Origin of the sequence: Pigmentiphaga sp. NML030171, assembly GCF_002188635.1 — a bacterium.
GTDB classification, from domain to species: Bacteria; Pseudomonadota; Gammaproteobacteria; order Burkholderiales; family Burkholderiaceae_B; genus Pigmentiphaga; species Pigmentiphaga daeguensis.
Genome location: NZ_NINX01000038.1, coordinates 42,473 through 68,050 on the forward strand (window position 1 = coordinate 42,473; position 25,578 = coordinate 68,050).

Genomic DNA, 25,578 nt, shown 5'->3' on the forward strand with positions numbered 1-25,578 from the left:
CGTTCATCGCCATGTCCAGCACCTCCGCACTCCTGTCCCCCTCGCCCACGCTCGTCATCCGCGACGCCTGCGACGCCGACCTGGTCGCCATCCAGGCCATCTACGCCTTCCATGTCCTGAACGGCATCGCCAGCTTCGAGGAAGTTCCGCCCACCGTGGAAGACATGCGCGCCCGCCGCGCCGCCGTGCTCGAGCTTGGCCTGCCCTACCTGGTGGCCGAGCAGGACGGCACGATCGTCGGCTACAGCTATGCCGGCAGCTACCGCGCGCGGCCGGCCTACCGCCACACCATAGAAAACTCCGTCTACGTCGCCGACGGCACAGGCGGGCGCGGAATCGGCGTGGCCTTGATGCGGGCCCTGATCGCGCGCTGCCAGGAAGGGCCTTGGCGCCAGATGGTGGCCGTCATCGGCGACAGCGGCAACGCGGCCTCCATCGCCCTGCACCGCAAGGTCGGGTTCGAACACGCCGGCGTGCTGCGCAGCGTGGGCTTCAAGCACGGCCGCTGGGTCGATACCGTCATGATGCAGTTGCCGCTGGGCCAGGGTGACCGCAGCCTTCCCGGCGGTCCATGACACCATGGGCGACATGCGCGTGGGCATCTCCGGCTGGCGCTACCCTCCCTGGCGAGGAGTGTTCTATCCGGACGACCTGCCGCAGCGGCTGGAACTGGCCTACGCGTCGCGCGAATTCTCGACCATAGAACTGAACGGTTCGTTCTATTCGCTGCAGACGCCCGAGCGCTACGCCCGCTGGCATGCCGACACGCCCAAGGGCTTCCTTTTCAGCGTGAAGGGACCGCGCTACATGACCCACATCCTGCGGCTTCGCGAAATCGATCGGCCGCTGGCCAACTTCCTGGCGTCGGGGCTTTTCGAACTCAAGGACAAGCTGGGCCCCATTCTGTGGCAGTTCCCGCCCAGCCTGCGGTTCGACCCGGCGTTGTTCGAAACCTTCTTCAAGGCCCTGCCGCACGATACCGATCACGCCCGCGCGCTGGCGGCCCGGCACGAGACGCGCATGCAGGGCCGCGCCAGCCTGGCTGCCCAGCCCGGCCTGCCCTTGCGTCACGCGATCGAGATCCGGCACGACAGTTTCGTCGATCCGGCGTTCACCGACATGCTGCGGCATTACGGCATGGCCCTGGTGGTGGCTGACACCGCCGGCAAATGGCCCTACTACGAAGACGTCACCGCCGATTTCGTCTACATCCGCCTGCACGGCGACCAGGAGCTGTACGTCAGCGGCTACACCGACGCGGCGCTGGATGGCTGGGCCCGGCGCATCCGGGCCTGGGCACGCGGCGGCGAACCACGCGACGCCCGCCGCATGGGCGGCAAGGCGCCGCGCCGCGCCGCCGGGCGCCATGTGTTCTGCTACTTCGACAATGACGCGAAGGTGGAAGCGCCTCGCAATGCCAAGACGCTGATGAGCAACCTGGGGCTGCCCATGCGGGCGTCCTAGGTTTTCCGCGAGACGCCGACGTGAACATCGACAGCAGACGCAACCGCAGCGACCAGTTGCGCATCAAGCACCTGCGCCTGCTGGAGCTGGTGGCCGAGCACCATTCGCTGGCCGCGGTAGCGCAGGCCCTGCACCTGAGCCAGCCCACCGTGACCAGCATGGTGCAGACGCTGGAGGAGGTCTTCGGCACCACGCTGATCGAACGCAACGCACGCGGGGGCAGCCTGACCGACGCCGGCAATCTCGCGCTGAGGCAGTTGCGCATCGCGCTGGCATCGTTCGACACGGCGCTGGAAAGCGTGGTGCGGGGCAGCACGCCGCTGGTGCGCGTCGGCGTCCTGCCGCTGCTCGACGCCTGGCTGCTGCCGCAGGCCATGGCCCGGATGGAATCCACCGGCACCCTGCCCCGCATCGCCATCACGCATGGCGGCATCAACGTGCTGTACGGCGGCCTGGACCGGAGCGAGATCGATTGCGCGATCTGCCACCTGGACGAGTTGCCCGTGCAGGGCGGCCGCCTGACCGACCTGCACATCGAACCGCTGCACGAGGAAAGCCGGCTGTTCGCCTGCGCGACGGACCATCCGCTCGCGCGGCATGCCTCGCTGCGGCTGAGCGATCTCGCCAACCAGGAATGGATCGTCCCGCCCAAGGCGTCCCAGGCCCGACGGGTGCTCGAGCGCGTGTTCCTGGGCGCCGGCCTGGTCCCGCCGGAACCTCGCATCGAGTCCTTCCCGTATCACACGAACCTGGAGGTCGTGGCGGCCACCCGCATGCTGACCTTCGCGCCGTCGTCGCCGGTCCGCCACTATGCCGGGATGGGCCGCGTGCACATACTGCCCGTCGCCGACGACATCCCGGTCAGCCGGCTGGCGTTCCTGGCGCGCCAACCCGTGATGCAGCTACCCGGGGTCGAACCGCTGCGGCAGGCCGTGGTCTGGGCGGCCCGGCAGATGGCCGCCGCGCGGGCGGCCTGACCCGGCTCAGGCCCAGGCGCGAAAGCCCAGCCCCGGCACCGTCGCGCTGTCCTCGCCATCCTTGAGCACCACCGGCTCCAGCGCACCGCTGGCGACGGCGTCGGCCGCGAACTCCGCCACCGACCGGACCTTGGACGCCGGCACGCCGGCCTGGGCCAGCCGCTGTTCGAGCTGCGCCGCCTCCCATTCTTCCATCCGCTCCCGCAGCCGCGCCTTGAGCAACACGGGGTCCTTCGCCCTCAGGAAAGACACCTGCTCGCCCGGCCCGGACGACACGTCGAACAAGGCAGGATCGGTGGCCAGCTCTTGCAGCCCCAGCACCTCCAGCAGGCGGGCGAACTGCGCGGGCGTATTGGCCCCCAGCGCGATCCAGCCGTCGCGCGTGCGGAAGAAGTCGGCGGCGGGGCTGCCCGAATAGCCCTGGTTGCCGACACGGCGGGGCGACACGCCCTTGGTCAGGGCCTCGACGGCACAGCTGTACATCAGTTGCATGGACGCCGCCGCCATGGACACATCGAGCAGGATGCTGCGGCCGTCGCGGTTGCGCTGGTGCAGGGCGCTCACGATGGCCAGCGCACCCAGCATGCCCGTGGCCGCGTCGACCACCGGGAAACCGGTCTTGATCGGGTCGTCGCCTTCCATGCCTCCCATCATCGCCATGCCGGTCATCGCCTGCACGACGTGGTCGTAGGCCGGCCGGTCGGCCCAGGGCCCGGTCCGGCCGAACCCGGAGATCGAGCAATAGACGACGCGCGGGTTGACCGCCCGGATCGCTTCGTAGCCCAATCCGTGCCGCTCCAGCGATCCGGGGCGGAAGTTGTCCACGAACACGTCGGTCTCGCGCGCCATCTCCAGGACCTGGGCGCGTCCTTGCTCGGTGCGGAAATCCAGCGATACACAGCGCTTGCCGCCATTGAGCGACAGGAAGGCCGACGGCCCCCGCTCGGACCGGCGCAGCACGTCGCCGCCGGCGGGTTTCTCGATCTTGACGACGTCGGCGCCCATCCGGGCAAGGTAGAAGGTCGCCAGGGGGCCGGCGATGACGTGCGAGAAATCCAGCACGCGCACGCCCGCCAGCGGCAGGAAATCTTGGTTCATAGAATGGCCATGCGCCTAGAATTGAACGATCTTGGAAGCGCGCACGATGCGCGAGAACTTGGCGGTTTCCTTCGCCAGGAAGTCGGCGAAATCGTCCGCGGTCGGCGACAGCTCCACCGGCGATCCGTTCTTGTCGAAGAACGCGTTCAGGTCGCCGCGCTTGAAGGTCTCGTGGATCGCGCGGTTCAACTTGGCCACGATGTCCGCGGGCATGCCCGCCGGCCCCCAGACGCCGTTCCACGATTCGATCACCGTGTCGTCGTTGCCCAGCGCCTCCTTCAGCGTCGGCACCTCGGGAAGAATGGGCAGGCGCCTGGCCGAGGTCACGCCCAGCACCCGCACGGCGCCCGATTCGATCTGCGGCAGCGCCGCCGTCACGACCGGAAAGCAGAACTGCGTCTGGCCGCCCAGCAGCGAAGGCACGAGATCCACCGAGCCGCGATAAGGCACGTGGACCACGTCGATGCCGGTGGCCGTGGCCAGCGCGGCGCCCGCCAGGTGCGAGCCCGTGCCCACGCCGCCCGAGGCGAAGTTCAGCTTGCCCGGGGACTGGCGGGCGGCCGCCAGGATGTCCTGGATCGATCGATAGGGCGACGTCCCCGCCACCGCCAGCACGAAGGGATTCATGTTGATCAGCGACACGGGCGCCAGGTTCTTCAGCACGTCCACGCCCACGGCGGGATTGATCAGCTTGTTGGTGATCATGGGCGAGCCGCCGAACAGCAGCGTGTAGCCGTCCGCCTTGGCCTGCGAGACCGACACCGCGCCCAGCGTGCCGCCCGCGCCCACCTTGTTCTCGACGAATACGCTCTGCCCCACCTGGCTGCCCAGCGCCTCGGCGAATTTCCGCGCCAGCAGGTCGACGCCGCCGCCGGCGGCATAGGGCACCACGAGGCGGATCGGGCGGTCGGGGTAGGTATCGGCCGGGGCGGCCTGGCTTGCTGCCGGCACGAGGCAGCAAGCCAGTGCCGCGGCAAGAATGCGTGCGCGCATGGCGGGTCTCCTGTCATGGGTATGGGCATGAATGCCGAGTGACCGCGATTGTGGCCGCGCCCGCCCCCCGCAACAATTCGAAAATCGGGAACCCGCCTTCGGCTTTTTCTATGGGCCGCGGCGCGCGGCGCTCAGCGCCGCGGGAAGGGCTTGCTCAGGAAGCGCGAACCGGCCATCCCGAAACGCCACGGCACGTCCAGCGCCTTCGAGATACCGATGCGCGGACCGGTGGCGATGTCCGGCTCGCCCTCGCGCGCCACCAGTTCGAAGGGCGGGCGATCGAGCCGCATGCCGTCGAAGCTGCGATCGATGCCCAGGGCCTGGCCCACGCGCCCCGGTCCCGAGCACAGCAGCCGCGGATCGTCCACCCCGCGTCTTGCGCGCATGATGTCCAGGCCATGGGTCGGCTCCAGCGCGCGGATCAGCACCCCGGCGCCGTGGCCGGATTCGCGGCAGACCAGGTTCAGGCACCAGTGGATGCCGTAAGACCGGTAGACGTAGGCCCTGCCGGGTTCGCCGAACATCGAGGCATTGCGCGGCGTGGGCCCCGAGAAGCTGTGCGAGGCGGGGTCCTCCCTGTCGTAGGCCTCGGCCTCCACGATGCGTCCGCCCACGCCGTCCACCAGCAGGGTCACGCCGATCAGCAGCGGACCGACTTCGGCCGACGGAGCATGGAAATCGATATGGGCAAGGTAAGGCATGGGGACATCCGTTCTCGCAGCGAGAACAGAGTGTATCCGCTGGGACGATTGCCGCCCGCCGCCGATCTCCCGATACTTTTGCCAACACCCGCGCGGCCCGGCACGAAGCGGGTCCACCTCCCCTTCCCGAGAGGATACGCACTCATGGATAGACGCCAGGCCCTACTGACGATGGCCGGCGCGGCGGGCTGCGCGCTGCTGCCCGCGGTGCCCGCCCACGCCCAGTCCTACCCCGCCCGCCCGGTGCGTTGGCTGGTGCCCTTCCCGCCTGGCGGCACCATGGACCAGGTCGTGCGCGCCGTCGCGCAGGGCATGCAGGGCCGGTTCGGCCAACCCCTGATCATCGAGAACAAGCCGGGGGCGGGCACGGTCATCGCCGTCGACCAGGTGGCGAAATCCGCTGCCGACGGCTACACCCTGGTCACGGTGGCCAACAGCTTCACCATCAACCCCTCGCTCTACGCCAAGCTGCCCTACGACACCGAACACGGCTTCGCGCCGGTCGCCCTGCTGGGCGCCACCGCGAACATTCTGGTGGGCCGGCCCGGACTCGAGCCCAAGACCCTGCCGCAATTGATCGCCTACGCCAGGCAACATCCGGGCAAGTTGTCCTATGCCTCGTTCGGCACGGGCACCTCCGCCCACCTGGCGGGCGAGATGCTCAAGCAGATGGCCGGCGTGGACATCCTGCACGTGCCCTACAAGGGCGGCGTGCCGGCCTTGACCGACATCCTGGGCGGACAGGTGGACCTGATGTTCAACAACCTGCCCGACATGCTGCCCTACCTGGCCAACGGCAAGCTGCGCGGCTACGGCGTCACGTCCAAGGCCCGCTCCGCGCTGGCCCCCGACCTGCCCACCATCGCTGAACAGGGCTACCCGGATTTCGAGACCAACTCCTGGTACGGCGTGCTGGCCCCGGCCGGCACGCCGGCCGCGGTGGTCGCCTACCTGAACCAGGCGATCAACGCCTCGCTGGAAGCGGCCGCCACGCGGGCCACGCTGGGCGGCATGGGCTTCGACGTCGCCCCCGGGGCCCCGTCGCAACTGGGCGCACTGATCGCGAAGGACCTCAAGCTGAACGCGAAGCTGGTGCGCGACGCCAACATCAGGCTCGACTAGGGCCTGTTCCTACAGCAGCCGGTTCCGTGCCGAGAAGTCGATGGCCTGGCGGGCGATGGCCAGCATGCCGGGCACCACCGGCCGCGTATCGTCCCGCCGCCAGCGGAACGAATAGGGCAAGGGCCCCAGCGCGGGCGAGCTCTTGAGCACCCGTATGCGGCCGCGCCTGGCCAGCTCGGCGGCCCAGGCGGCGGGCAGCATCCCCACGCCCACCCCTTCGCTGACCAAGCCGGCGATGGCCCCCCAGTTGTTGCAGATCAGGCGCTGGCGGACATCCAGTCCGCTGTCGTTCAACCAGTCGTCCAGCAACCTCGTGGTGCCGGCGCCCAGCGCCAGCGTGATCAGGGGATGGGCGTCCAGCAGGCGATCGCTCATCGCGCTTGCCGCGGGCTCGGTATCCGAGGCGATCACCCACGAGAAACGGGCCTCTCCTATGCGTTCGGAACAGATGTCCGGGCGGGGCGAGCGACCGGCGATCACGGCGCAGTCGAGCTGGCCGCTTTCCAGTCCGTGCTCCAGGGCCGCGCCCACCTCCACCATGGGCTCGACCACGAGGTCGGGATGCTCGCGCCGCGCCAGCTTCAGCAGCCGGGGCAGCCAGGTCAGCGCCGTCAGCTCGCCCACGCCTATGCGGCACCGGCCGGTCAAGCCGGTATCCACCGCCACGCAGCGCCGCACGGCTTCGGCCTCCTGCAACAGGTTCCATGCCCGGGGAACCAGTCTGCGCCCCGCCTCGCTCAGCTCCGCCCTGTGGCCGGAACGGTCGAACAGGCCCACGCCCAGCGACTGTTCGAGTTCGTTGATGCGCTTGGACAGCGAGGAGATGGACAGGTGCAGGCGCTCCGCCGCGATGGCGAAGCTGGCGCAGGTAGCCGCCCAGTAGAAGGCCTCGAGTTGCTTGAGCGTCATGGCGTGGCGGGCGGACCTATTTTCCAAAAAGCGAAATAGCTTATTGGGATTTTATCGCTTTCTTCATACAAGCAGGGTCCGTAGAGTGGCGTTCGACTGGAACTACCGCACGCCGCGATCCCGATGAGCGCCAACGCCGACCCCACGCCTACGTCCCTGCCTTTGGGCACAGCTCCGGCCCAGCCGTCCTCCCGGCCGGCCGGGCTGGACGAGCCGCGCATCCTGCGCGAGGCCCTGTGCCTGGACGACTTCGAGGATCTGGCCCGGCGGCGCCTGCCCCGTCCCATCTTCGGCTACGTCGCCGGCGCCGCCGAGCGCAACAGTTCGCTGCGCGACAACGCCTCGGCCTTCGCCGAATACGGCTTCGTTCCCCGCACCCTGGTCGACGTGTCCCGGCGCAGCCAGTCGATCACGCTGTTCGGCACGCGCTACGCGCGCCCCTTCGGCATCGCCCCCATGGGCATCAATGCGCTGTCCGCCTACCGGGGCGACATCGTGCTGGCCGCCGGCGCGGCCGAGGCGGACATGCCGTCGATCATGAGCGGCAGTTCGCTGATCCCGCTCGAAGACGTCGCCCCGCATGCGCCCGGCACCTGGTTCCAGGCCTACCTGCCCGGCGATGCCGCGCGCATCGATCCACTGATCGACCGCGTGGCGCAGGCCGGCTACCGCACCCTGGTGCTGACCGTGGACATCCCCGTCATGGCCAATCGCGAGAACAACCTGCGCACGGGTTTCTCCACGCCGCTGCGCCCCAGCCTGAGGCTGGCCTGGGACGGCGTGAGCCATCCGCGCTGGCTGTGCGGCACCTTCCTGCGCACGCTGGCCCGCCACGGCATGCCGCATTTCGAGAACTCGTTCGCCACGCGCGGCGCCCCCATCCTGTCCTCCCGCGTCATGCGCGACTTCACCGCGCGCGACCACCTGAACTGGGAACACGTGGCGCGCATCCGCCGGCGCTGGCAGGGGCACCTGGTGCTCAAGGGCATCCTGCATCCCGCCGATGCCGCGCGCGCCCGCGAACTGGGCGTGGACGGCGTCATCGTGTCCAACCACGGCGGCCGGCAACTGGACGGCGCGGTGTCGCCGCTGCGCGTCCTGCCCGCCATCGTCGAGGCGGCGGGCGGCCTGGCGGTCATGATGGACGGCGGCGTGCGCCGCGGCACCGACGTGCTCAAGGCGCTGGCGCTGGGTGCCCGCTGCGTGTTCGTCGGCCGCCCCTTCAACTACGCGATGGCGGTGGCGGGCGCTGCGGGCGTTCGCCATGCCGTCCGGCTGCTGGGCGACGAAGTGGACCGCGGCATGGCCATGCTGGGCGTCAACACGCTGGACGAACTGGATGCCGGCTTCCTCGCACCCGTGGGCGCAGGCCGCCGCGCCGCCTGAAGGACAACGACCACCTTTTCGCGGCGGGCCCCGCGCCCGCCGCCTCCTCCACCCCTGGATCCATCGAACACGGAGATCTCCGCCATGACCAAGACCGTCATCTACAGCCCCAACGTCACCCGCACCAAGGCGCCCCACGCCCACGCCGTGCGCACCGGCAACCTCGTCTTCGTGTCGGGCTGCCCCGCCTACTTCGGCGAAATGCAGCTGGCCAAGGGCGACTTTCCGGCACAGATGCGGCAATGCCTGACCAACCTGAAGAACATCCTGGAAGAAGCCGGCTCCAGCCTGGAAAAGGTGGTGAAGGTCAACATCTTCCTGGACCGCCGTGCCGACTTCGACGAGATGAACGAGATCTACCGCGAGTTCTTCGGCAACGACTCCATGCAATGGCCCGCCCGCACCACCGTCGAGGCCCGTCTGCCGCGCAAGGACTTCCTGCTCGAGATCGAATGCGTGGCTGAAGTCTGATCACCTTCCCGGCCGCCACCTCCCCGCCATCGCAAGGACCATCCCATGCCCGCACCCACCCTAGACGTCCATGCCGGAGGCCAGGAATACCTCCTGCCTCCCGATTTCCTCTGGCCCGGTGGCAAGCGCATCGCCGTGTTCTTCCGCGTCGCCTGCGAAGGGTGGTCGGACGGCGCCTGGCCCTCGCTGGGGCCGATGGGCAATCCGCTCAAGCCCGGCGTGCCGGACCTGAACGCGCTGGGGTGGGTGGAATACGGCATGCGCCGCGGCATTCATCGCATCCTGGACATCCTGGAACAGCATGACATCCGCAGCACGATGATCATCTGCGGCGTGCTGGCCGAGCGCTATCCCGACGTGGTGCGCCGCATCGCGGATGCAGGGCATGAGATCGTCGCCCATTCGTACGGCATGGACGTGATCCCCGCCTACCTGGACGAGGAACAGGAACGCGCCAACCTGGCGCGCACCACGGCGCTGTTCGAACAGGCCACCGGCCGCCGGCCGCAGGGCTGGATCAGCCCGCGCGCCACGCCCAGCCCGCGCACCGCCCGCCTGCTGGCCGAGGCCGGCTACCAATGGCACGGCGACACCATGAACGACGACCTGCCCTACCTGGTCCGCTTCGGCGACCGCGAGATCGCCGCGTTCCCAGGCGGCATGGAGTTGAACGACACGCCCATGTACATCCGCTACGGCAATTCGCCGCGGATGATGGTCGAGATGTTCGATGACTGGCTGGACTACGTACGCACCCGCGAGAAAGGCGCCGTGCGCATCGACCCGTCCATCCACGCCCACGTGTTCGGCCGCATCACCGGCATCCATGTGTTCGAACAACTGATCGAAAAGGCCAAGGCCGCGGACGACATCTGGATAGGCACGCGCCAGGAAGCCATCGCCCACGTGCGCGCCGCCATCAGGCGCTGATTCCCTTCCCACCCGGAGGTTTCCATGAGCACCAGCCACCCCCGCATCCGGCGCGCCCTGCTGGCCGCCACGCTGTCGACGCTGGCCTGCGCCGGCACGCCCGCCCTGGCGCAGGCGCCCTTTCCCGACCGGCCGCTGAAGCTGGTGATCGGCTTCGCGCCCGGCGGCTCGACCGACGTCGTGGGCCGGATGATCGCGCAGAAGATGTCCACCGAGCTCGGCAAGCCGGTGGTCGTCATCAATCGTCCCGGCGCCTCCGGCGCCATCGGCACCGCCGAAGTGGCGCGCGCCGAACCCGACGGCTATACGGTGCTGGTGAACATCGTGACCACGGCGGTCATCAACCCGCTGACACAGAAGAACCTGCAATACGATCCCATCAAGGACCTGCAACCGGTCGCCATGGTGGGCAAGCTGCCCAACGTGATCATCCTGAACAAGAACGTGCCCGCGCGCAATCTGCAGGAATTCATCGCCTGGGCCAAGGCCAATCCCGGCAAGGTGACCTTCGGCACGGGCGGCGCCGGCGGCGTGCAGCACCTGTCGGGCGAACTGCTGGCCAAGATGGCCGGCATCCAGATGACGCACGTGCCCTACAAGGGCGCCGCGCCGGCCATCCAGGACCTGCTGGCCGGCAACATCACCGCCGTGTTCGACAACGTGACCGGTCCGATCAGCCTGATCAAGGCGGGACAGGTCACGGCACTGGGGGTGACCACGGAAGAGCGTATCGCCGTGCTGCCCGACGTGCCGACCATCGCCGAGTCCGGCCTGCCCGCGTTCAAGAACTCGAGCTGGATCTCCATCTTCACCCGTGCCGGCGTCCCGCCCGCCGTGCTGGCCCGCCTGGAGTCGGCCGTGCTGGCCGCCGCCCGGGATCCGGAAACGGTGGCCAAGCTCAAGGAGCTCGGTGCCGTCCCCTCGCCCATGAACACCGCCGAACTCGACCGGTTCTGGCGCTCCGAATTCACCTATTGGCGCGACGCCATCAAGGCCGCCAACATCTCTCTCGAATGACAAGGAAGCAAGCACCATGTCCGCGATCGAAAACCGCCTGAAGGAACTGGGCATCACGCTGCCCGACGCGCCCGTCATCAAGGCAAACCCGGCCCTGGTCCCCGGCGTGGCCGCCGGCGGCCTGTTCTTCTGCCAGGGCACCCTGGGCCACACCAACGGCGACTTTCCCTACCTGGGCAAGGTCGGCGACAAGGTCACGGTGGAAGAGGCCTACCAGTCGGCCCGACTGTGCGCGATCAACCACCTGGCCCAGGCGAAGGCGGTGCTCAAGGACCTCGATCGCATCGTGCGGGTCGTGCAACTGGTGGTGTACGTGAACGGTGCGCCGGGCTTCGAGCGCGCACCCTATGTGTCCAACGGCGCGTCCGATCTGTTCGTCGAGGTGTTCGGCCCGGAACGCGCCGCCATGGCCCGCGCCAGCCTGAGCGTGCCGGACCTGATCTACACCGCGCCGGTCGAGACCTTGTGCACCTTCGAAATCACGCCGGCTTGACCGCCTCCACGCGACAGGATCCCTCATGAAATCCTCCCTACGCATCGCGGCCGCCGTTGGCCTGATGACGGCCGCGGCCTGCGCCGCCGCCCAGGACTACCCGGCCAAGCCCATCCGCCTGATCAGCGCGTGGACGCCCGGCGGCGCCAACGACATCCTGGCCCGCGCGCTGGGCCAGGCCATCTCCCAGCGCTTCGGTCAGCCCGTCGTGATCGAGAACCGCCCCGGCGCCTCGGGCACGATAGGCACCGCCCACGTTGCCCAGTCGCCCGCCGACGGCTACACGATCACGCTGGGCAGCATGCCTTCGTACTCCACCGCGCCCAGCATGTTCCCCGACCTGCGCTACGACCCCATCAAGGACCTGACGCCCATCGCCTTCGTGGCCATCGTCCCCAATGTGCTCGTCGTCAACCCGTCGCTGCCGGTCAAGTCCGTGCCCGAGCTGCTGGCCTACGCCAAGGCCAATCCGGGCAAGCTGGCGTTCTCGTCCGTCGGCAACGGTTCATCGTCCCACCTGGGCGGCGAACTGTTCAAGCTGATGGGCCACGTGGACATGACGCACGTGCCGTACAAGGGCACGGCGCCGGCGCTGGTCGACCTGGTGGGCGGCCGCGTGCAGCTGGCCTTCGAGAACATGCCGGCGCTGCTGCCCCTGATCAACGGCGGCCAGTTGCGCGCGCTCGCGGTCACGTCCCGCTCGCGCTCGGCCCTGCTGCCGCAGGTCCCGACCGTGGACGAGGCGGGATTGAAAGGCTACGAGATCGGCGCCTGGTACATGATGTTCGCGCCGGCCGGCACCCCGCGCAAGATCGTCGACAAGCTGAACGAGGCGGTCAACGCCGGGCTGCAGCAGCCGGACATCCGCCAGCGCCTGAAGGATCTCGGCGCCGAGATCGTCGGGGGCACGCCCGAACAGGCCGCGGACTTCCTGAAACGCGACCTGGCGCGCTGGACCGACGTCATCAAGCAGGCCCACATCGTCTTCAACTAGGACCCGCCCATGAACGCTTCCCTGTGGAACACCATGCGGCTGGACGGCCGCACCGCGCTGGTCACGGGCGCCGGCAAGGGCCTGGGCCGGGCCATCGCGATGGGACTGGCGCAGGCCGGCGCCAACGTGGCGCTGCTGGCACGCACGGCACGGGACGTCGAATCGGCCTGCGAGGAAATCCGCGCGACCGGCGCCCGCGCCCTGCCGCTGGCCGCCGACGCGACCGATTCCGCGCAGGTCGACCGCGCCGTCTCGGCCGTGCTCGAGGAATTCGGCACGCTGGACATCCTGGTGCACTCGGCCGGGGGCAGCCAGCGCAAACCCGTGCTGGAACTGGCCGACGATGAATGGAAGCGCCTGATCGGCGCCAACCTGGACTCGACCTTCTATGTCTGCCGCGCGGCGGGACGGGCCATGCACGCGCAAGGCCGCGGCTCCATCATCAACATCGCCTCGGCCGCCGGCCTGCGCGGCCGGCCCAACAACTCCCCCTACAGCGCGGCCAAGGCGGCCATGATCAACTTCTCGCGCGCGCTGGCCATGGAGTGGGCGCCGCAGGGCATCCGCGTCAACACCCTGGCGCCGGGGCGTTTCCTGACGCCACTGACTGAAGGGGAAATGAGCGATCCGGCCAAGCACGCCGCCTTTGTCAGGAACGTGCCGCTGGGCCGGATCGGGCGGCCCGAGGAATTGAAGGAGATCGTGGTCTGGCTGGCCTCCGACGCCTCGGCGTTCGTGACCGGTTCGACCATCGTGATCGATGGGGGGCAGACGCTGCTTTAGGTGGAATCGACGGTCGTGAATGGCAGGGATCAGGTTCTTGAACCGTCCTTGATCGGTGCGGTGGGGCGGCTCGCGTTGGGGCGCAGCGAAGCCGGTCCCGGCACCCCGGACAAGACCGGGTAAAGAACCCAATTCAACCCAACCCCTAGAACCGCACCCCCAGCTTCAGGCTGGCCGTCTGCGCCACCAGATGCTCGCCCGCCTGGATCCCGTACTCCGCCCGCAGCGACCACGCATCGGCCGACATCACCTCGATGCCGGCCGTCGCGCTGCCGAATACCCCCGGCACACGGGTCGACAACGTGAACGCATCCTGCGGCGCCACCGCCAGCCGCACATCGGTCGACACCTTGCGCCCCGCCACCAGCCCCACGCCCAGCGCAAGATAGGGACGCGCGACCGCCTTGCCCATACTGACCTTGCCGCCGAACTCGATGCTGGGCGTCAGCACCGCGCTCCACCGGTCGCTGGCGTCGTGCACCAGGTCGAAGAGGCCCGCGCCCGACTCCCTGTATCCCGGCGTGCGATCGTAGATGAGGTCCAGGTCCGCATACGGCTTGGCGTACCAGTCGCCGAACGAGAACTGATAGGCGGCCCGGGCACGCGCCGCCAGCTGGTAGGAATCGGGCTTGCTGGTCGCTCGCGCGGCCATGCCCGGCAGCACGATGCTTCGCGCCTGGTCCGATTCCTCGTAGCCCCCCATCAGCGCGCCGGCGAACTGCCAGGCCCCCGTCTGCCGCTTCAGCGTCAGGCCGGCATGGAAGCTGTCGCTGGCGATGCGCACGGTGTTGTCCGCGGAATAGGTATTGGTGCGGCTGTAGCTGGCCGAGGCCCCCAGGAACCAGTCCGGCGCCAGTTGGCGCTGCACGCCGAACTGCACCGTGGTCTGCCGGTTGTCGTAGCCTGCGCCGTCGGCGGACGCCGAACGGTCGAAGCGGCCGCCTATCACACGCGCCCACGCGCATTCGCCCTCGGCCAGCTGGACGCTTCGATCGCTGAAGTGGGGGCAGCTCATCATCCGGTCCAGCGCCGAGTGAAGTTCGTAGGTGCGGTTGCTCGCGCGGCTCAGCGCCGCGTCGGAGGCCACCGCGCCCAGCGCTTTCACATACGCATCCGTACCTTCCAGCCGCGCGAAGGGATCGAACAGCGTCGTCAGGCCGCGATCGCCCCGGTCCCACAGGGTTTGCAGGTAGCCGGCGATGCTGGCCTGGTTGGCGGTCAGGCCCAGGTTCTGCGGACGAAAATTCGCCTGGGGCGTGACCCATAGCTGGCCGTCGCTGGTCAGCGACACGTCGTAGTTCACGACCGGCGATTGCCCCGCAAGGCTGAACGAGCCCGTCGGCGTGGTATTGAATTGGGCGATCAGCATGGGCTGGCCGCCGGCCAGGTTGTGCCCCAGCACCAGCAGGCTGCCGCCCAGTTGCGCCGGCCCGCTCACGCCGATCACGTCGGCCAGTCCGCCCGCGCTGAAATCGACGTCGGCCTGGAAGACGCCTCCCGGGCCTTGCGTGAAACCCTGCATGAACGTCGTCTGGTACGAACCACGCTGGTCGACCGGACCTCCCGGGTTGAACACCCCCTGGTTGACCAGGGAGGCGTCCAGCCGCTGGCCGCTGGCCAGCACCGCGCCCGGGTGATTGACGAAAGTACCTCGGGCAGCGTCGCCGCTCGTGACGCTGCCGATGAACAAGCCGTAGTTGTCCACGGCCACCCGGCCGGAGGCATCGATCGCGGTCGCGCCGGCTATCAGGCCCTGGTTGGAGACCGAGGTGGCGTTGTCGGTGACCGTCCGGATCGCCGTGCCACTGGCAACGTCCGCGTAGACGGCGGACGATGTGCCCACGCCTATAGTGACGGCACCGCCGCTGTCCTGCGCCGCGCTGCCGGCGCTCACGGCCAGGATGGCCGGCGCGCCGCCGCCCTGCGCGGTGACCAGGGAACCCGTGCCCAGCCCGATGTTGATTGCCCCACCCGCGCTGCCCGTTCCGCCGCCGCTGCTCCGAACCTGGATGCCGGCTTCCGAGAAGACGGCGCCGCCGCCCAGGCTGAGCGCGGCGATGGCAGGCGCGTTCCGGCCCTGCGTGGCGACCATGACGCCCACCTGCACGTCGACCGCGCCGCCATTGCCTGCGCCCCCCGCCACGTCGACGGCCTTGACCAGGGTGTCGTCGTAGCTGACCGAGGACAGGTCCCCGGCCAGGCCTCCGCCGCCACCCACGCTCTGCGCCAGCACGCCGATGGCGCCCGCCCCTTCGGTCAGCACCGAGCCTTCGACGTTCACGTTGACCGCGCCGCCCGCGCCCGAGCCCTGCGACGCGGGCGCGGCCAGCGTAGTCCTGCCCGCGGCCGTCGACAGGCCGGCGATACCACCCCCGCCGCCCACGCTTTGCGCCAGCACCCCCACGGCGTTCCTGCCCCGCGTGTCGATGGAGCTGTTGACCGCCACGCGCGCATCGACCTGGCCGCCGTCGCCCACCGCGCCGCCCAGCGCTCCCAGCGCGACGCTGGCGGTGGCCTGCGCCTGCCCGCCACTCAACAGGCCCACGTAGCCGCCACCCGCGCCCACGCTTTGCGCCAGCACGCCGAAGGCCAGGTCGCCCGAGGTCTGGACCATCGTATGGGTGATCGTGCTCGCCCCTTCGTCGTATTTGCCGGTGGTCACGGAAACGTGTCCGCCGTCGGTCCGCACGGCTTCCTGGTTCGACGCATCCATGCCCAGCGTCACTTGCGCCGGCGCCAGCATCGGCGCCGCGGCGGCGCTGGTGGCCAGCGTCGCCGCTCCGCCTCCGCCGCCTATGCTCTGGGCCATCACGCCATGGGACAGCGTGCCGGACGTGACGATGTTGCCGCCGGTCGTGGTGACCGTCGCGTCGCCGGCGTAGACGGGGGGAATCGAGAACCCGCCCACCACGCTGATCTTCCCGCCCAGCGAAATGACCGGCGCCTGTGCCGCGTGCCCGGCTCCCAGCCCCGCCGCGTCCAGGCCGTCGATGCTGATCGAGGCCAGTCCGCCCCCGCCGCTCACGCTCTGCGCGATCACCGCCGGCGCATCGTCGCCCTGGGTACGGACCTGTCTCGTCGTGACCGAGGCGCCGCCACCGCTCATCACCGCCGCCTCCGACATGAAGCCCGGCAGGGTCCGGCTGCCTCCCATCGTGATCGTCAGCGGCGCTTCCGTCTGTCCGGCCGGCGTGGCCAGCCCGCCGGCCCCGACCAGGAAGCTCGACACCTCGGCCTTGCCACCGCCCCCGCCCACGCTTTGCGCCACGATGCCGGGCGCATGGTCGCCCCTCGTCGCCACCACGCTGCCCGCCGCGCTGGCATCGACCGTGGCCAGGCCGCCATTGCCGCCGCCCCCTCCGCCGCCGCCCACGGTCACGTTGATGTTGCGGGTCAGGGACATACCCTTGGACGCCAGGAGTTCGGCGATCTGGTCGATCTTCTCCAGGATCTCGGCGGCCTGGTCGCCGCCGTGCGCTTTCACCAGTTCGGCCAGGTCCTGTTCCGAGACCGTGCCCACGCCCCCGCCGCCACCCACGCTTTGCGCCAGGATGGCGGCCGCGGCCTTGCCGGCGGTCGAGACCGTGCCGGTGTTGGCCACCTGCACCGTGCCCCCCTGCCCGCCATCGCCGGCATTCCCGCCCACCGACAGATTGGTGCCTATCGAAGGCGCCAGGGAAACCACGTTGCTGACGCCTTCGTTGGCGGCCTTCAGCAAGGTGTCGATCGCGGACAGCAGGCTGGATGCGCCCGCCGAGCCGATGGCCCCGGACCGCCCGCCGCTGCCGGCGATGCTTTGCGCAATGATGCCCGCCGACGCCAGGCCCTGTGTCGCGATGGCGCCGTCGTTGGCGACGGCGACGTTGCCGCCATTGCCGCCACTCCCGCCGTTGCCGCCGACCCGGGTATCGAGCGCGTAGCTCAGCCCTCCGAACGAGATCGAGCTGGGCGCTTCCTCCAGCCATTCGGAAACCTTGGCCAACGTCTCCAGGAATGCGGTGGGCGACCCGACCACGGGTTCGAACGAACGCTCGGTCTCCTGCTGGACGAGGCCGCCGTTGCCGCCCCCGCCGCCCACGCTCTGCGCCAGCACGGCCACGGCATGGTCGCCGGCGGTGGTGATCGCGCCGCCGCCCTGGTTGTGTACCGAGATCGCCCCGCCGTGCCCCCCGCTGCCGCCCTCGCCCCCGGTCGTGACGCCGTAGCTGATGGTGAAGCTGGACGCGCCTATCGTCGTCGGCCGCAGCGGCGCGGCCGCCACGCCGCCGCTGCCGCCACCGCCGCCGCTGCTTTGCGCGAAGATGCCGTGGCTCTCGTGCCCCGAGGTGGCCACCGTGCCGGCATTGGCGATGTCGACCTCCCCGGCGTTGCCCGCCGAGGCGCCGCGGCCGCCCACCGTAACCTGGATGCTGGCCGTGCCCGACGGGATGTCCGGCCCCAGTTCCGGCGCGATGGTCGCCTGCACGGACTCGGCGAACGCGCCGTTGCCGCCTCCGCCTCCGACCGACCGGCCGACCACCGCGCTGCTGAGGGCCCCCGAGGTCGTGACCGAGCCGCCCGGACCGAGCCCGATGGCGACGTGCCCGCCCGCCCCGCCCGCGCCGCCGTCTCCGCCGGTGGACAGCGCGACGCCGACCAGCACGCCCACCGAGGCCGCCTTGGCCGATCCGCCGTGCCCGCCGCCCCCGCCTATGCTTTGCAGCATCACGCCGGTGGAGCCCGCGCCCTGCGTGGCGATCCGTCCGGACGAGGTCAGCGACAAGTCGCCGCCATCGCCCGCGACGCCGCCCCGGCCGCCTATCGCCATCGACACGATCAGGCCGGTGCTGTCGGCATCGCCGCCCACGCCGCCGCCACCGCCGGCGCTTTGCATGAGCACCGCGCCGCTCTGGTCGCGCGTGGTGGAAATGCTGCCGGTATTGGTCACGCGGCCGGCGCCGCCATTGCCCCCGCCGCCGCCGTTGCCGCCCACGACGAACCACCCGGCCGCCTCGGCGCCCGCGCCGCCCTCGCCGCCGGACGCCTGGGCGACGATGCCGAAGGATCCCGTGCCCGTGGTCCCGTCATCGTCCTCGGCGCCCGCGCCGGCGATCGCGATCGAACCGCTGTTGGTGATGTCGTAGGCCAGCGCGCCCACGCCGCCGCCGGAACCGCCGCTGCCGCTATGGCCCGACAGCCCGCCATCGCCGCCCTTGCCGCCGTCGCCGCCCGCGACCCGGACCTGGATGCCGCTGGAATAATCGCCGTAGGTGGCGATCCGGCCCGAATTGGCGATGGTGACGCCGCTGGCCGACCCGCCGTCGCCGCCGTCATGTCCTGACGACCAGGAGCCGGCCCCGCCATCGCCCCCCCTGCCGCCCTGGCTGCTGGCCAGGATGGCGGCGGACGCCGTGCCGTGCGTCGTGATGGCGCCCGCGTTCAAGACGGTGACATGCCCGGCGTTTCCACCGCGATTGGCGCGCACGTCCTGGGCGGGTTCGCCCTCGTCGCTTCCTTCCGCGCCTCCGCCCCGGCCGCCCTGGGTGCGCGCGATCACGCCTGCCGTTCCCGTGCCGTCGGTAGTGATGGAACTGCTGCCGTCGATGCTGACGCTGACATCGCCGGTGTCGCCGCCCTGCCCTGCCGTGCTGTGTCCGCCGCCGACGCCGCCGTGAAAACCGTCCCCGCCCCGGCCCCCCACGGACTGGGCCAGCACGCCGGCGGTCTCCGACTGCCCCGTGCCGCCGGACACGGTCACGGACGTTCCATAGCTCAGGTTCACGCTGGCCGCGCCCGCCTTGCCGCCGCGCCCGGAATCGCCGGACGGCAGGATGTCGCGGATCGAGGGTTCCTGGCCCGCGCCGCCCAGGGAATCGACCCATATGCCATAGGTCCCGGCCGTGATGCCGGTGCCCGAGACCACCACGCTCGCGTCGTGGCCGTCTCCGCCCTCGCCGTAGCGCCGCCCCCCGCTCTGCATCGCCCACCTGCCTCCGTCGCCGCCATGCGAGGCGGCGCGCAGCCCGACTCCGCCGCTGCGCAGGGTGCTGTCCAGCAGGTTGTAGCCCAGCGTCGCGCCCTCCCCGCCGTTGCCGCCCCAGTGGTTGTAGTTCGTATCGCCCGGGTCGGTGGAACCCTCGCTGTCGCCGCCATGGCCGCCGCTCACGTCCACGAAGACCGCGGTGCCGGCGCCGACCGAGACGTTCAGCGACGAATCGGACGCGCCGACGAAATCCGCGCCATTGCCGCCGTCCGAGCCGTTGTGGTCATGGCAGCAGGAGCCATCGGCGCCCCGGTAGTCGTGGACGACCTGGGCCTGCACGGTACCGGCCAGCGACGACAGGGCGGCCAGCGTCGCCGCCGCCAGGAGGTCCAGACGGAACGGCCGCCTGCAAGCGCCTTCGTTGCCGGCGGCCGTCGGGGAATGCGGATACGTCGTCATGTGCGTACGGGTCCCATGCGCGAGAACTCGACAAACGAACGCAACCGTGCGTTTGTCGTACGCGAACGATCTTATTTGTCAGGATGCGGGCACCGCAATCCCTGCCGACGAATCGACACTGCCAGCCGACGAATGACATCAGGCCATCAGCTGGCCGTCGTCTCCCCCGGCTTGCCGGCCTGGCCCACCGCGCGGATCGCGTCCTCGACCGTCTCCAGGAAAATGAACTGGAGCTGCTTGCGGGATTCCTCCGGGATGTCGTCGACGTCCTTGCGGTTGCGCGCCGGCAACAGCACGGTCTTGATGCCGGCCCGCAACGCGGCCAGCACCTTTTCCTTGATGCCCCCGACCGGCAGGACCAGTCCGCGCAGGCTGATCTCGCCCGTCATCGCCCGGTCCGAGGGGACCGGCGTATTGGTCATCAGCGACGTCAGCGCGACGAACATCGCCACGCCGGCGCTGGGGCCGTCCTTGGGAATCGCGCCCGCCGGAACATGGACGTGGATGTCGCTGTGCTCGAACAGCGCGGGATCGACATTCAAGGAGGCCGCACGGCCCTTGAGCAGCGTCAACGCCGCCTGCACGCTCTCGCGCATGACCTCGCCCAGTTGTCCGGTCAGGATCAGCCTGCCGTTGCCCGGCGTGCGGCTGGCCTCGATGAACAGGATGTCGCCGCCGACCGGCGTCCAGGCCAGCCCGGTAGCCACGCCCGCCAGGCCGGTACGCATGGCGATCTCGCTTTCGAAGCGTGGCGCGCCCAGGATCGCATGGACCTCGTCCACGTCGATGCGCACGTGCTGCGCCGTCCCTTCGGCGACGCTCATGGCGGCATGGCGGAAGGTACTGCCGATCTCGCGCTCGAGATTGCGCACGCCGGCTTCGCGGGTATAGCCGTTGATCACCTCGTGGATGGCCGCGTCGGTGATCTCGCACTGCGTGGGCGCGAGGCCATTGGCCTCGAGCTGGCGCGGCACCAGGTAGCGGCGCGCGATCTGGGCCTTCTCCTCCTCGGTGTAGCCCGGCAGCGTGATGACTTCCATGCGGTCGCGCAGCGGCCCGGGAATGCCGTCGAGCACGTTGGCCGTCGCGATGAACAGCACCCTGGAAAGATCGAAGGGCACGCCCAGGTAGTTGTCGCGGAAGGTATCGTGCTGCTCGGGATCGAGCACCTCGAGCAGCGCCGCGGCGGGATCGCCCTGGGCGCTGGCGCCCAGCTTGTCCACCTCGTCCAGCATCATCACGCAGTTGTTCGAACCGGCCTTGTGGATGGCCTGGATCACGTTGCCCGGCAACGCGCCGATGTAGGTGCGCCGATGGCCGCGTATCTCGGCCTCGTCGTGCACGCCGCCCAGGCTCAGCCGCACGAACTTGCGTCCCGTGGCCTTGGCGATGCTCTGGCCCAGCGAAGTCTTGCCCACTCCCGGCGGCCCCGCAAAGCACAGCACCGGACTCTTGCCGGTGGGATTGAGCTTGCGCACGGCCAGGTACTCCAGGATGCGGCGCTTGATCTTGTCGAGCCCGTAGTGGTCCTCGTCCAGGATCCGCCGGGCCTCGGCGATGTCGATGCGGTCCTCGGTGGATACCGACCAGGGCAGCTCGATCAGCCAATCCAGGTAGGTGCGGATCATCGAGTACTCGCCCGATGCCTCGGGTATGCCCTCCAGCCGCTTGAGCTCCTTGCGCGCCTGCTTCTCGGCCTCTTCCGGCATGCCGGCCTTGGCGATGCGCTCGCCCAGCTCCGCCAGTTCGGCGCTGTTGCCCTCGGCCTCGCCCAGTTCCTGCTGGATGGTCTTGAGCTGCTCGCGCAGCATGACCTCGCGCTGGCGATCCTCGAAGCGCGCCTTGGTCTGCTGGTCGATGTCGCGGCTGATGCGCAGCACCTCGATCTGGTGCATCATCAGGGCCAGCACCTTGTCGGCCCGGGCAACGACGTCCACGGTCTCGAGCACGTCCTGCTTTTCCTCCGGCCGGATCTCCATCAGCCCGGCGATGAAATCCGTCAGCAGCGGCGCCGAGGTCATGTTCTGGATGGAGCCCGCCAGTTCCGCCGGCGCCTGCGGCAACAGTTGCAGGATGTCCAGCGCGCGCGCCTTGAGCTGGATCAGGCGCGCCTCGATGTCCGAGGTCATGATCTCCGGATCCTCGAAGCGCTGGACCCGCGCCACCATGAACGGATAGCCCTGCAGCAGCTCGATGATGCGGAAACGCTGCACGCCCTGGCAGATGACGTGGTGCGTGCCGTCGGGCGTGGTCACGTAGCGCATGACGTTGGCCACCGTCCCCATGGGATGGAGGTCGCCGTCGCCCAGCTCCTCGGCCTCCGGGTCGCGCTGCAGCACGACTCCCACCTGGCGGCCGGCCCGTGCGGCCTCCTGCGCGCCGCGCACGGTGCTGTCGCGGCCGATGGAAATGGGCGCCACCAATCCCGGGAAAAGCACGAGATTGCGCACCGGGACCAGCGTCAACGCGTCCGACGGCAGCGCGATCGATGGCGCCGGCCCCTGGCCCGCGGGCTGCGCACCCTGCGCCTCCTGCCGTTCCTGCCCCGATTGTTGGTCTCGAAATTCGTTTGCCATGGCTTCTTACCTGTCCCCGGTTCGAGTTGCGGCGTGCCGCCGGTCTATCCCAGCTTGAGCAGGGTCAGCAGGAGGCAGCCGTCCACCATCCTGTGCTCCCGGATTTCGAACGCGCCCGGCGGCAGCGCGATGCGCCGCTCGAAGCGGCCGTAGGGAATTTCTATGCGGCGGATGTGGGCCTCGGCCGGCGCCGGCAAGGGGCGTTCGCCCACCACGGTAAGCGTCGGCCCGTCGATCAGCACCTGGACCTGGTCGGGCGCGACGCCGGGCAGCGCGACCAGCACGGACAACGCCCGGCCGGTCTCGAAGATGTCGATGGGGGGTTCCCAGGTGGGCCCCTGCGGGCCGCCGTGGCCCGGACGGAAGAATTGGCGGTGCAGGTTGTCCGCCTGCTCCAGCAGCCTGACCGCGTCGATCCACATGGCGTTGGACGGTTTGCGATAGATCATGGTCCTTGTCCTTGCTCGGGGCGCCCCGATGGCTCCAAATTAAGGCGGCGCGTGGCATCTGGCAATAGGGGATGGAAAGGCCGCACCCCGCCGCCGGGCCGGAACGCACGCGGGGCGCGGGGTCGCGGATTCGTAACAGATGTCGCAGTCAGTGGCGGGGACGCCCGGCGCCACCTGCCCGCCCCCGCCTATGGCCTTGTAGATCGCGACCAGCCCGATACGCAGTTGACTGTCGCTCTGCGCCAGGTCGCGCCTGGCTTGCGACAAGGTGCGCCGGGCGTCGAGTTCCGGCAGGAAATCGGTCATCCCGCCGGCGTGGCGGGCCCGGGCCAGTTCGAGAGCGTCGCTGCTGGCGCGCAGCCTGCGGCGCAGCTCGATATTGCGCCGGCGTTCGGCGCCGTACCCGGTCAGGGCATCGTCGATCTCCTGCCACGCCCGCAACACCGTCTGCTGGTAGGACACCGCCGCCTCCTGCTGCGCCAGTTCGCGCAGCGCCACGGTGGAGCGTCGCCGCCCCCGGTCGAACAGCGGCAACGACAGGCTGGGACCGACCGACCAGCGCCGGCTGCCCCATTCGCCGAACCTGCCGTCCTTGAACGACTCGTAGCCGAAACTCGCGCCCAGCACGATGCGCGGATACAGGTCGGCCGTCGCGATGCCGATGTCGGCCGTGGCCGCATGCAGCCGCGCTTCGGCCGCCCGTATGTCGGGCCGGCGCAGCGCGACCTCGGAAGGCAGCCCCAGTGCCAAATCGGGCATGGGGGCGTCCGTGTCCCGGGTTTCCGCCAGCATGTCCCGCAGCGCCCCGGGAGGCTGGCCGGCCAGGAACCCAATGCGGTTGGCCGCCGCGGCCTCCTGCGCGCGCAGCGGCGCCAGCCGGCCGGTCAGGTCGGCCAGCAACGCCTGTTGCCGCGACACGTCCAGCGCATCGATCTGCCCGCCGTCCCGCCGCGCCTGCAAGATGTCCAGGGACTCCCGCGCCGCGGCGATATCCTCCTGCAACCATTGCAATTGCGCCTGGATGCCGCGCAGTTCGAAATAGTCGCGCGCGATCTCGCTGGCCACCGACAGCCGCGCCTGCGCCAGCGCCGCCGCCGATGCGTCCACGTCGGCATCGGCCGCCTCGATCGAACGTGCGACCCGGCCCCACAAGTCGATTTCCCAGGACATGTCGAAGCCCGCCTGGTACAGCGTGAACGGGTCGCTCAGCACCGAGACGAGCTGCTCGCGGTTGTCGGGCGCGATCGCGTCCAGCAGGCGGGTGCCGGCGCCGTACTCGCTCTGGCGCTGGCGCGACACGCCCGCCGACAAGCCCACGTCCGGCCCGCGCTGCGCGGCCACGGTCTGCCGCATGAGCCGGCTTTGCGCGAAACGCAGCGCCGCGGTCCGCAGGTCCGGGCTCGCCTCGCGTGCCTGCGCCAGCAGCGCGTCCAGCCTCGCATCCTGGAAGGTTTCCCACCAGCGCTCCGATGGCGCCGCCGTGGAGACGGGATCGCGCAAGGCCTCGGGAGCGCCGCGCCAGCTGTTCCAGTCCGCGGGCTGCGCGGGGGCGGGCGCCGTGAAGTCCGGCCCCACGGCCGCGCAACCGCCCAGGCACGACACGAGCAAGGTCGCCTGCAGGAAAAAACGGGTCCCGGGCCGGCGGATCGGATCGCATGCCATGCTTGGCCTCCAGTCAAACCAGACGATGGCGGAACAGCCACGCCGCCAGCGGCAATGTGAGCGCGCCCAGGACGAACATGGGCACGAGGTTGCGCCACAGCGACGGCAGGCCCGCGCCCTCCAGGTACACGCGCTGCACGAGGTCGATGGCGAAGCGCAGCGGATTCGCCAGGGTAGCGACCTGCAGGGGATCGGGCATGTTGCGCACCGGCGTGGCCAGTCCCGACAACAGCATCAGCGGCATGATCAGCACGAAGGTGTAGAGCATGGCCTGCTGCATGTTGACCGAGACGGCCGAGATGGACAGCCCGATTCCCACGCAGGCCACGGTGAAGATCGCCAGTCCCGCGTAAAGCGTCGCCAGCGACCCGGCCATGGGAATGCGGAACCAGAACAGCGCGACGCAAAGAATGATGGACGATTGCACGAGGCCGATCAGCACCGGCGGAACGGCCTTCCCGAGCATGATCTCCATGGGCGTATAGGGCGTCACGAGCAACTGGTCGAACGTGCCCTGTTCGCGCTCGCGCGCGACCGAGAGCGCGGTCAGCATCAGGGTCTGCATCATGCTGAGCGCGGCGATCAGGGCCGGCATGATGTTCCAGCGCGTCTCGAGGTTGGGGTTGTACCAGACGCGCGGCACGGCGGTGACCGGCATCCCACCGCCGCGCAGTTCGGCGTTGTAGGCCGCCACGATCTCGGCGACGTGGGCCGATGCCTGGCCGGCGGTGGTCGAGTTGCGGCCATCCAGGATGACCTGCAAGGGGGCCTCCTGCCCCTGGGCCAGCCGGGCCTCGAAGTCCGGCCCGAATTGCAGGACCAGCAGGGCGTCGCCGGCATCCACCACGCGCGCGATGTCGCGGGGCGCGGTCAGCGTGGCGACGCGATGGAAGACCCCGGTGCCGTCCAGGCGTGCCAGCAGCCGGGCCGACGCCGCGCCCTGGCTCTGGTCCAGCACGGCGTATGGCACGTTGGTCAGGTTGTAGGTCGCGGCATAGCCGAACACGACGCTCTGGAGCAAGGCGGGAACGACCAGGATCGCCCGGTTGGCGGGATCCTTCAGGATGGCCAGCAGTTCCTTGCGGCACAGCTGGGCCAGGCGTCGCCAGAAGTCGATGAAGGCATCCATGCG

The 25,578-nt window shown here is 69.8% G+C and carries 20 protein-coding genes; 11 read left to right on the plus strand and 9 right to left on the minus strand.

Annotated elements, in window-relative coordinates; all coding sequences use genetic code 11:
• Positions 1–11 precede the first annotated feature (11 nt).
• From CDO46_RS18010 to CDO46_RS18020, 3 genes are read left to right on the plus strand one after another with little or no spacing between them, the layout of a single operon-like run.
• Positions 12–575, plus strand: a complete 564-nt coding sequence (locus tag CDO46_RS18010) for a GNAT family N-acetyltransferase (protein ID WP_087839864.1) — start codon at positions 12–14, stop codon at positions 573–575.
• Positions 576–579: 4 nt separating this feature from the next.
• Positions 580–1,464, plus strand: a complete 885-nt coding sequence (locus CDO46_RS18015; protein ID WP_087839991.1) for a DUF72 domain-containing protein — start codon at positions 580–582, stop codon at positions 1,462–1,464.
• A 20-nt stretch (positions 1,465–1,484) separates the two neighbouring features.
• Positions 1,485–2,441, plus strand: a complete 957-nt coding sequence (locus tag CDO46_RS18020) for a LysR family transcriptional regulator (RefSeq protein WP_087839865.1) — start codon at positions 1,485–1,487, stop codon at positions 2,439–2,441.
• Positions 2,442–2,447: 6 nt separating this feature from the next.
• Here CDO46_RS18020 and CDO46_RS18025 read toward each other — a convergent pair whose 3' ends face one another.
• The 3 genes from CDO46_RS18025 to CDO46_RS18035 form a co-directional block, all read right to left on the minus strand.
• Positions 2,448–3,539, minus strand: coding sequence for a CaiB/BaiF CoA-transferase family protein (locus CDO46_RS18025; protein WP_087839866.1), 1,092 nt, complete (start codon positions 3,537–3,539; stop codon positions 2,448–2,450).
• A gap of 15 nt (positions 3,540–3,554) precedes the next feature.
• Positions 3,555–4,532: a tripartite tricarboxylate transporter substrate binding protein gene (locus CDO46_RS18030; protein WP_087839867.1), complete on the minus strand. Its 978-nt coding sequence runs from the start codon at positions 4,530–4,532 to the stop codon at positions 3,555–3,557.
• A gap of 131 nt (positions 4,533–4,663) precedes the next feature.
• On the minus strand, positions 4,664–5,233 hold the full coding sequence (locus tag CDO46_RS18035; protein ID WP_087839868.1) for a DNA-3-methyladenine glycosylase: 570 nt from the start codon (positions 5,231–5,233) through the stop codon (positions 4,664–4,666).
• 144 nt (positions 5,234–5,377) lie between these two features.
• On the opposite strand from CDO46_RS18035, the gene CDO46_RS18040 reads away from it, so the two are divergent.
• Positions 5,378–6,355: a tripartite tricarboxylate transporter substrate binding protein gene (locus CDO46_RS18040; protein WP_176400785.1), complete on the plus strand. Its 978-nt coding sequence runs from the start codon at positions 5,378–5,380 to the stop codon at positions 6,353–6,355.
• A 9-nt stretch (positions 6,356–6,364) separates the two neighbouring features.
• On the opposite strand, the gene CDO46_RS18045 is transcribed toward CDO46_RS18040, so the two are convergent.
• A complete protein-coding gene (locus CDO46_RS18045) occupies positions 6,365–7,264 on the minus strand; it encodes a LysR family transcriptional regulator (RefSeq protein WP_087839870.1) in 900 nt (299 codons plus the stop codon).
• 123 nt (positions 7,265–7,387) lie between these two features.
• Between CDO46_RS18045 and CDO46_RS18050 the strand changes: the two genes are divergently transcribed.
• The 7 genes from CDO46_RS18050 (at position 7,388) to CDO46_RS18080 (ending at position 13,338) form a co-directional block, all read left to right on the plus strand.
• Positions 7,388–8,650 (plus strand): alpha-hydroxy acid oxidase, encoded by a 1,263-nt coding sequence (locus CDO46_RS18050; protein ID WP_087839871.1) that lies wholly within the window; start codon positions 7,388–7,390, stop codon positions 8,648–8,650.
• An 84-nt stretch (positions 8,651–8,734) separates the two neighbouring features.
• Positions 8,735–9,121 (plus strand): RidA family protein, encoded by a 387-nt coding sequence (locus CDO46_RS18055; protein WP_087839872.1) that lies wholly within the window; start codon positions 8,735–8,737, stop codon positions 9,119–9,121.
• Positions 9,122–9,166: 45 nt separating this feature from the next.
• Complete coding sequence (locus tag CDO46_RS18060) at positions 9,167–10,051, plus strand: polysaccharide deacetylase family protein (RefSeq protein ID WP_087839873.1); 885 nt, start codon at positions 9,167–9,169, stop codon at positions 10,049–10,051.
• A 24-nt stretch (positions 10,052–10,075) separates the two neighbouring features.
• On the plus strand, positions 10,076–11,068 hold the full coding sequence (locus CDO46_RS18065; RefSeq protein WP_087839874.1) for a tripartite tricarboxylate transporter substrate binding protein: 993 nt from the start codon (positions 10,076–10,078) through the stop codon (positions 11,066–11,068).
• Between the two features lie 16 nt (positions 11,069–11,084).
• The gene (locus tag CDO46_RS18070) at positions 11,085–11,561 is read left to right on the plus strand and encodes a RidA family protein (protein ID WP_087839875.1); all 477 of its coding nucleotides are present in this window, start codon (positions 11,085–11,087) and stop codon (positions 11,559–11,561) included.
• Positions 11,562–11,586: 25 nt separating this feature from the next.
• Positions 11,587–12,555, plus strand: coding sequence for a tripartite tricarboxylate transporter substrate binding protein (locus CDO46_RS18075; protein WP_087839876.1), 969 nt, complete (start codon positions 11,587–11,589; stop codon positions 12,553–12,555).
• A 9-nt stretch (positions 12,556–12,564) separates the two neighbouring features.
• Entirely contained in the window at positions 12,565–13,338 is a 774-nt protein-coding gene (locus CDO46_RS18080) for an SDR family NAD(P)-dependent oxidoreductase (RefSeq protein ID WP_087839877.1), read from the plus strand.
• 145 nt (positions 13,339–13,483) lie between these two features.
• Here CDO46_RS18080 and CDO46_RS18085 read toward each other — a convergent pair whose 3' ends face one another.
• The 5 genes from CDO46_RS18085 to CDO46_RS18105 form a co-directional block, all read right to left on the minus strand.
• The gene (locus CDO46_RS18085) at positions 13,484–19,759 is read right to left on the minus strand and encodes an autotransporter outer membrane beta-barrel domain-containing protein (RefSeq protein ID WP_087839878.1); all 6,276 of its coding nucleotides are present in this window, start codon (positions 19,757–19,759) and stop codon (positions 13,484–13,486) included.
• 146 nt (positions 19,760–19,905) lie between these two features.
• Complete coding sequence (gene lon, locus CDO46_RS18090) at positions 19,906–22,335, minus strand: endopeptidase La (protein WP_087839879.1); 2,430 nt, start codon at positions 22,333–22,335, stop codon at positions 19,906–19,908.
• A 44-nt stretch (positions 22,336–22,379) separates the two neighbouring features.
• The gene (locus CDO46_RS18095) at positions 22,380–22,784 is read right to left on the minus strand and encodes an Hsp20/alpha crystallin family protein (protein WP_087839880.1); all 405 of its coding nucleotides are present in this window, start codon (positions 22,782–22,784) and stop codon (positions 22,380–22,382) included.
• A 39-nt stretch (positions 22,785–22,823) separates the two neighbouring features.
• On the minus strand, positions 22,824–24,446 hold the full coding sequence (locus CDO46_RS18100; RefSeq protein ID WP_087839881.1) for an efflux transporter outer membrane subunit: 1,623 nt from the start codon (positions 24,444–24,446) through the stop codon (positions 22,824–22,826).
• Between the two features lie 13 nt (positions 24,447–24,459).
• Positions 24,460–25,575, minus strand: a complete 1,116-nt coding sequence (locus CDO46_RS18105; protein ID WP_087839882.1) for an ABC transporter permease — start codon at positions 25,573–25,575, stop codon at positions 24,460–24,462.
• Positions 25,576–25,578 lie beyond the last annotated feature (3 nt).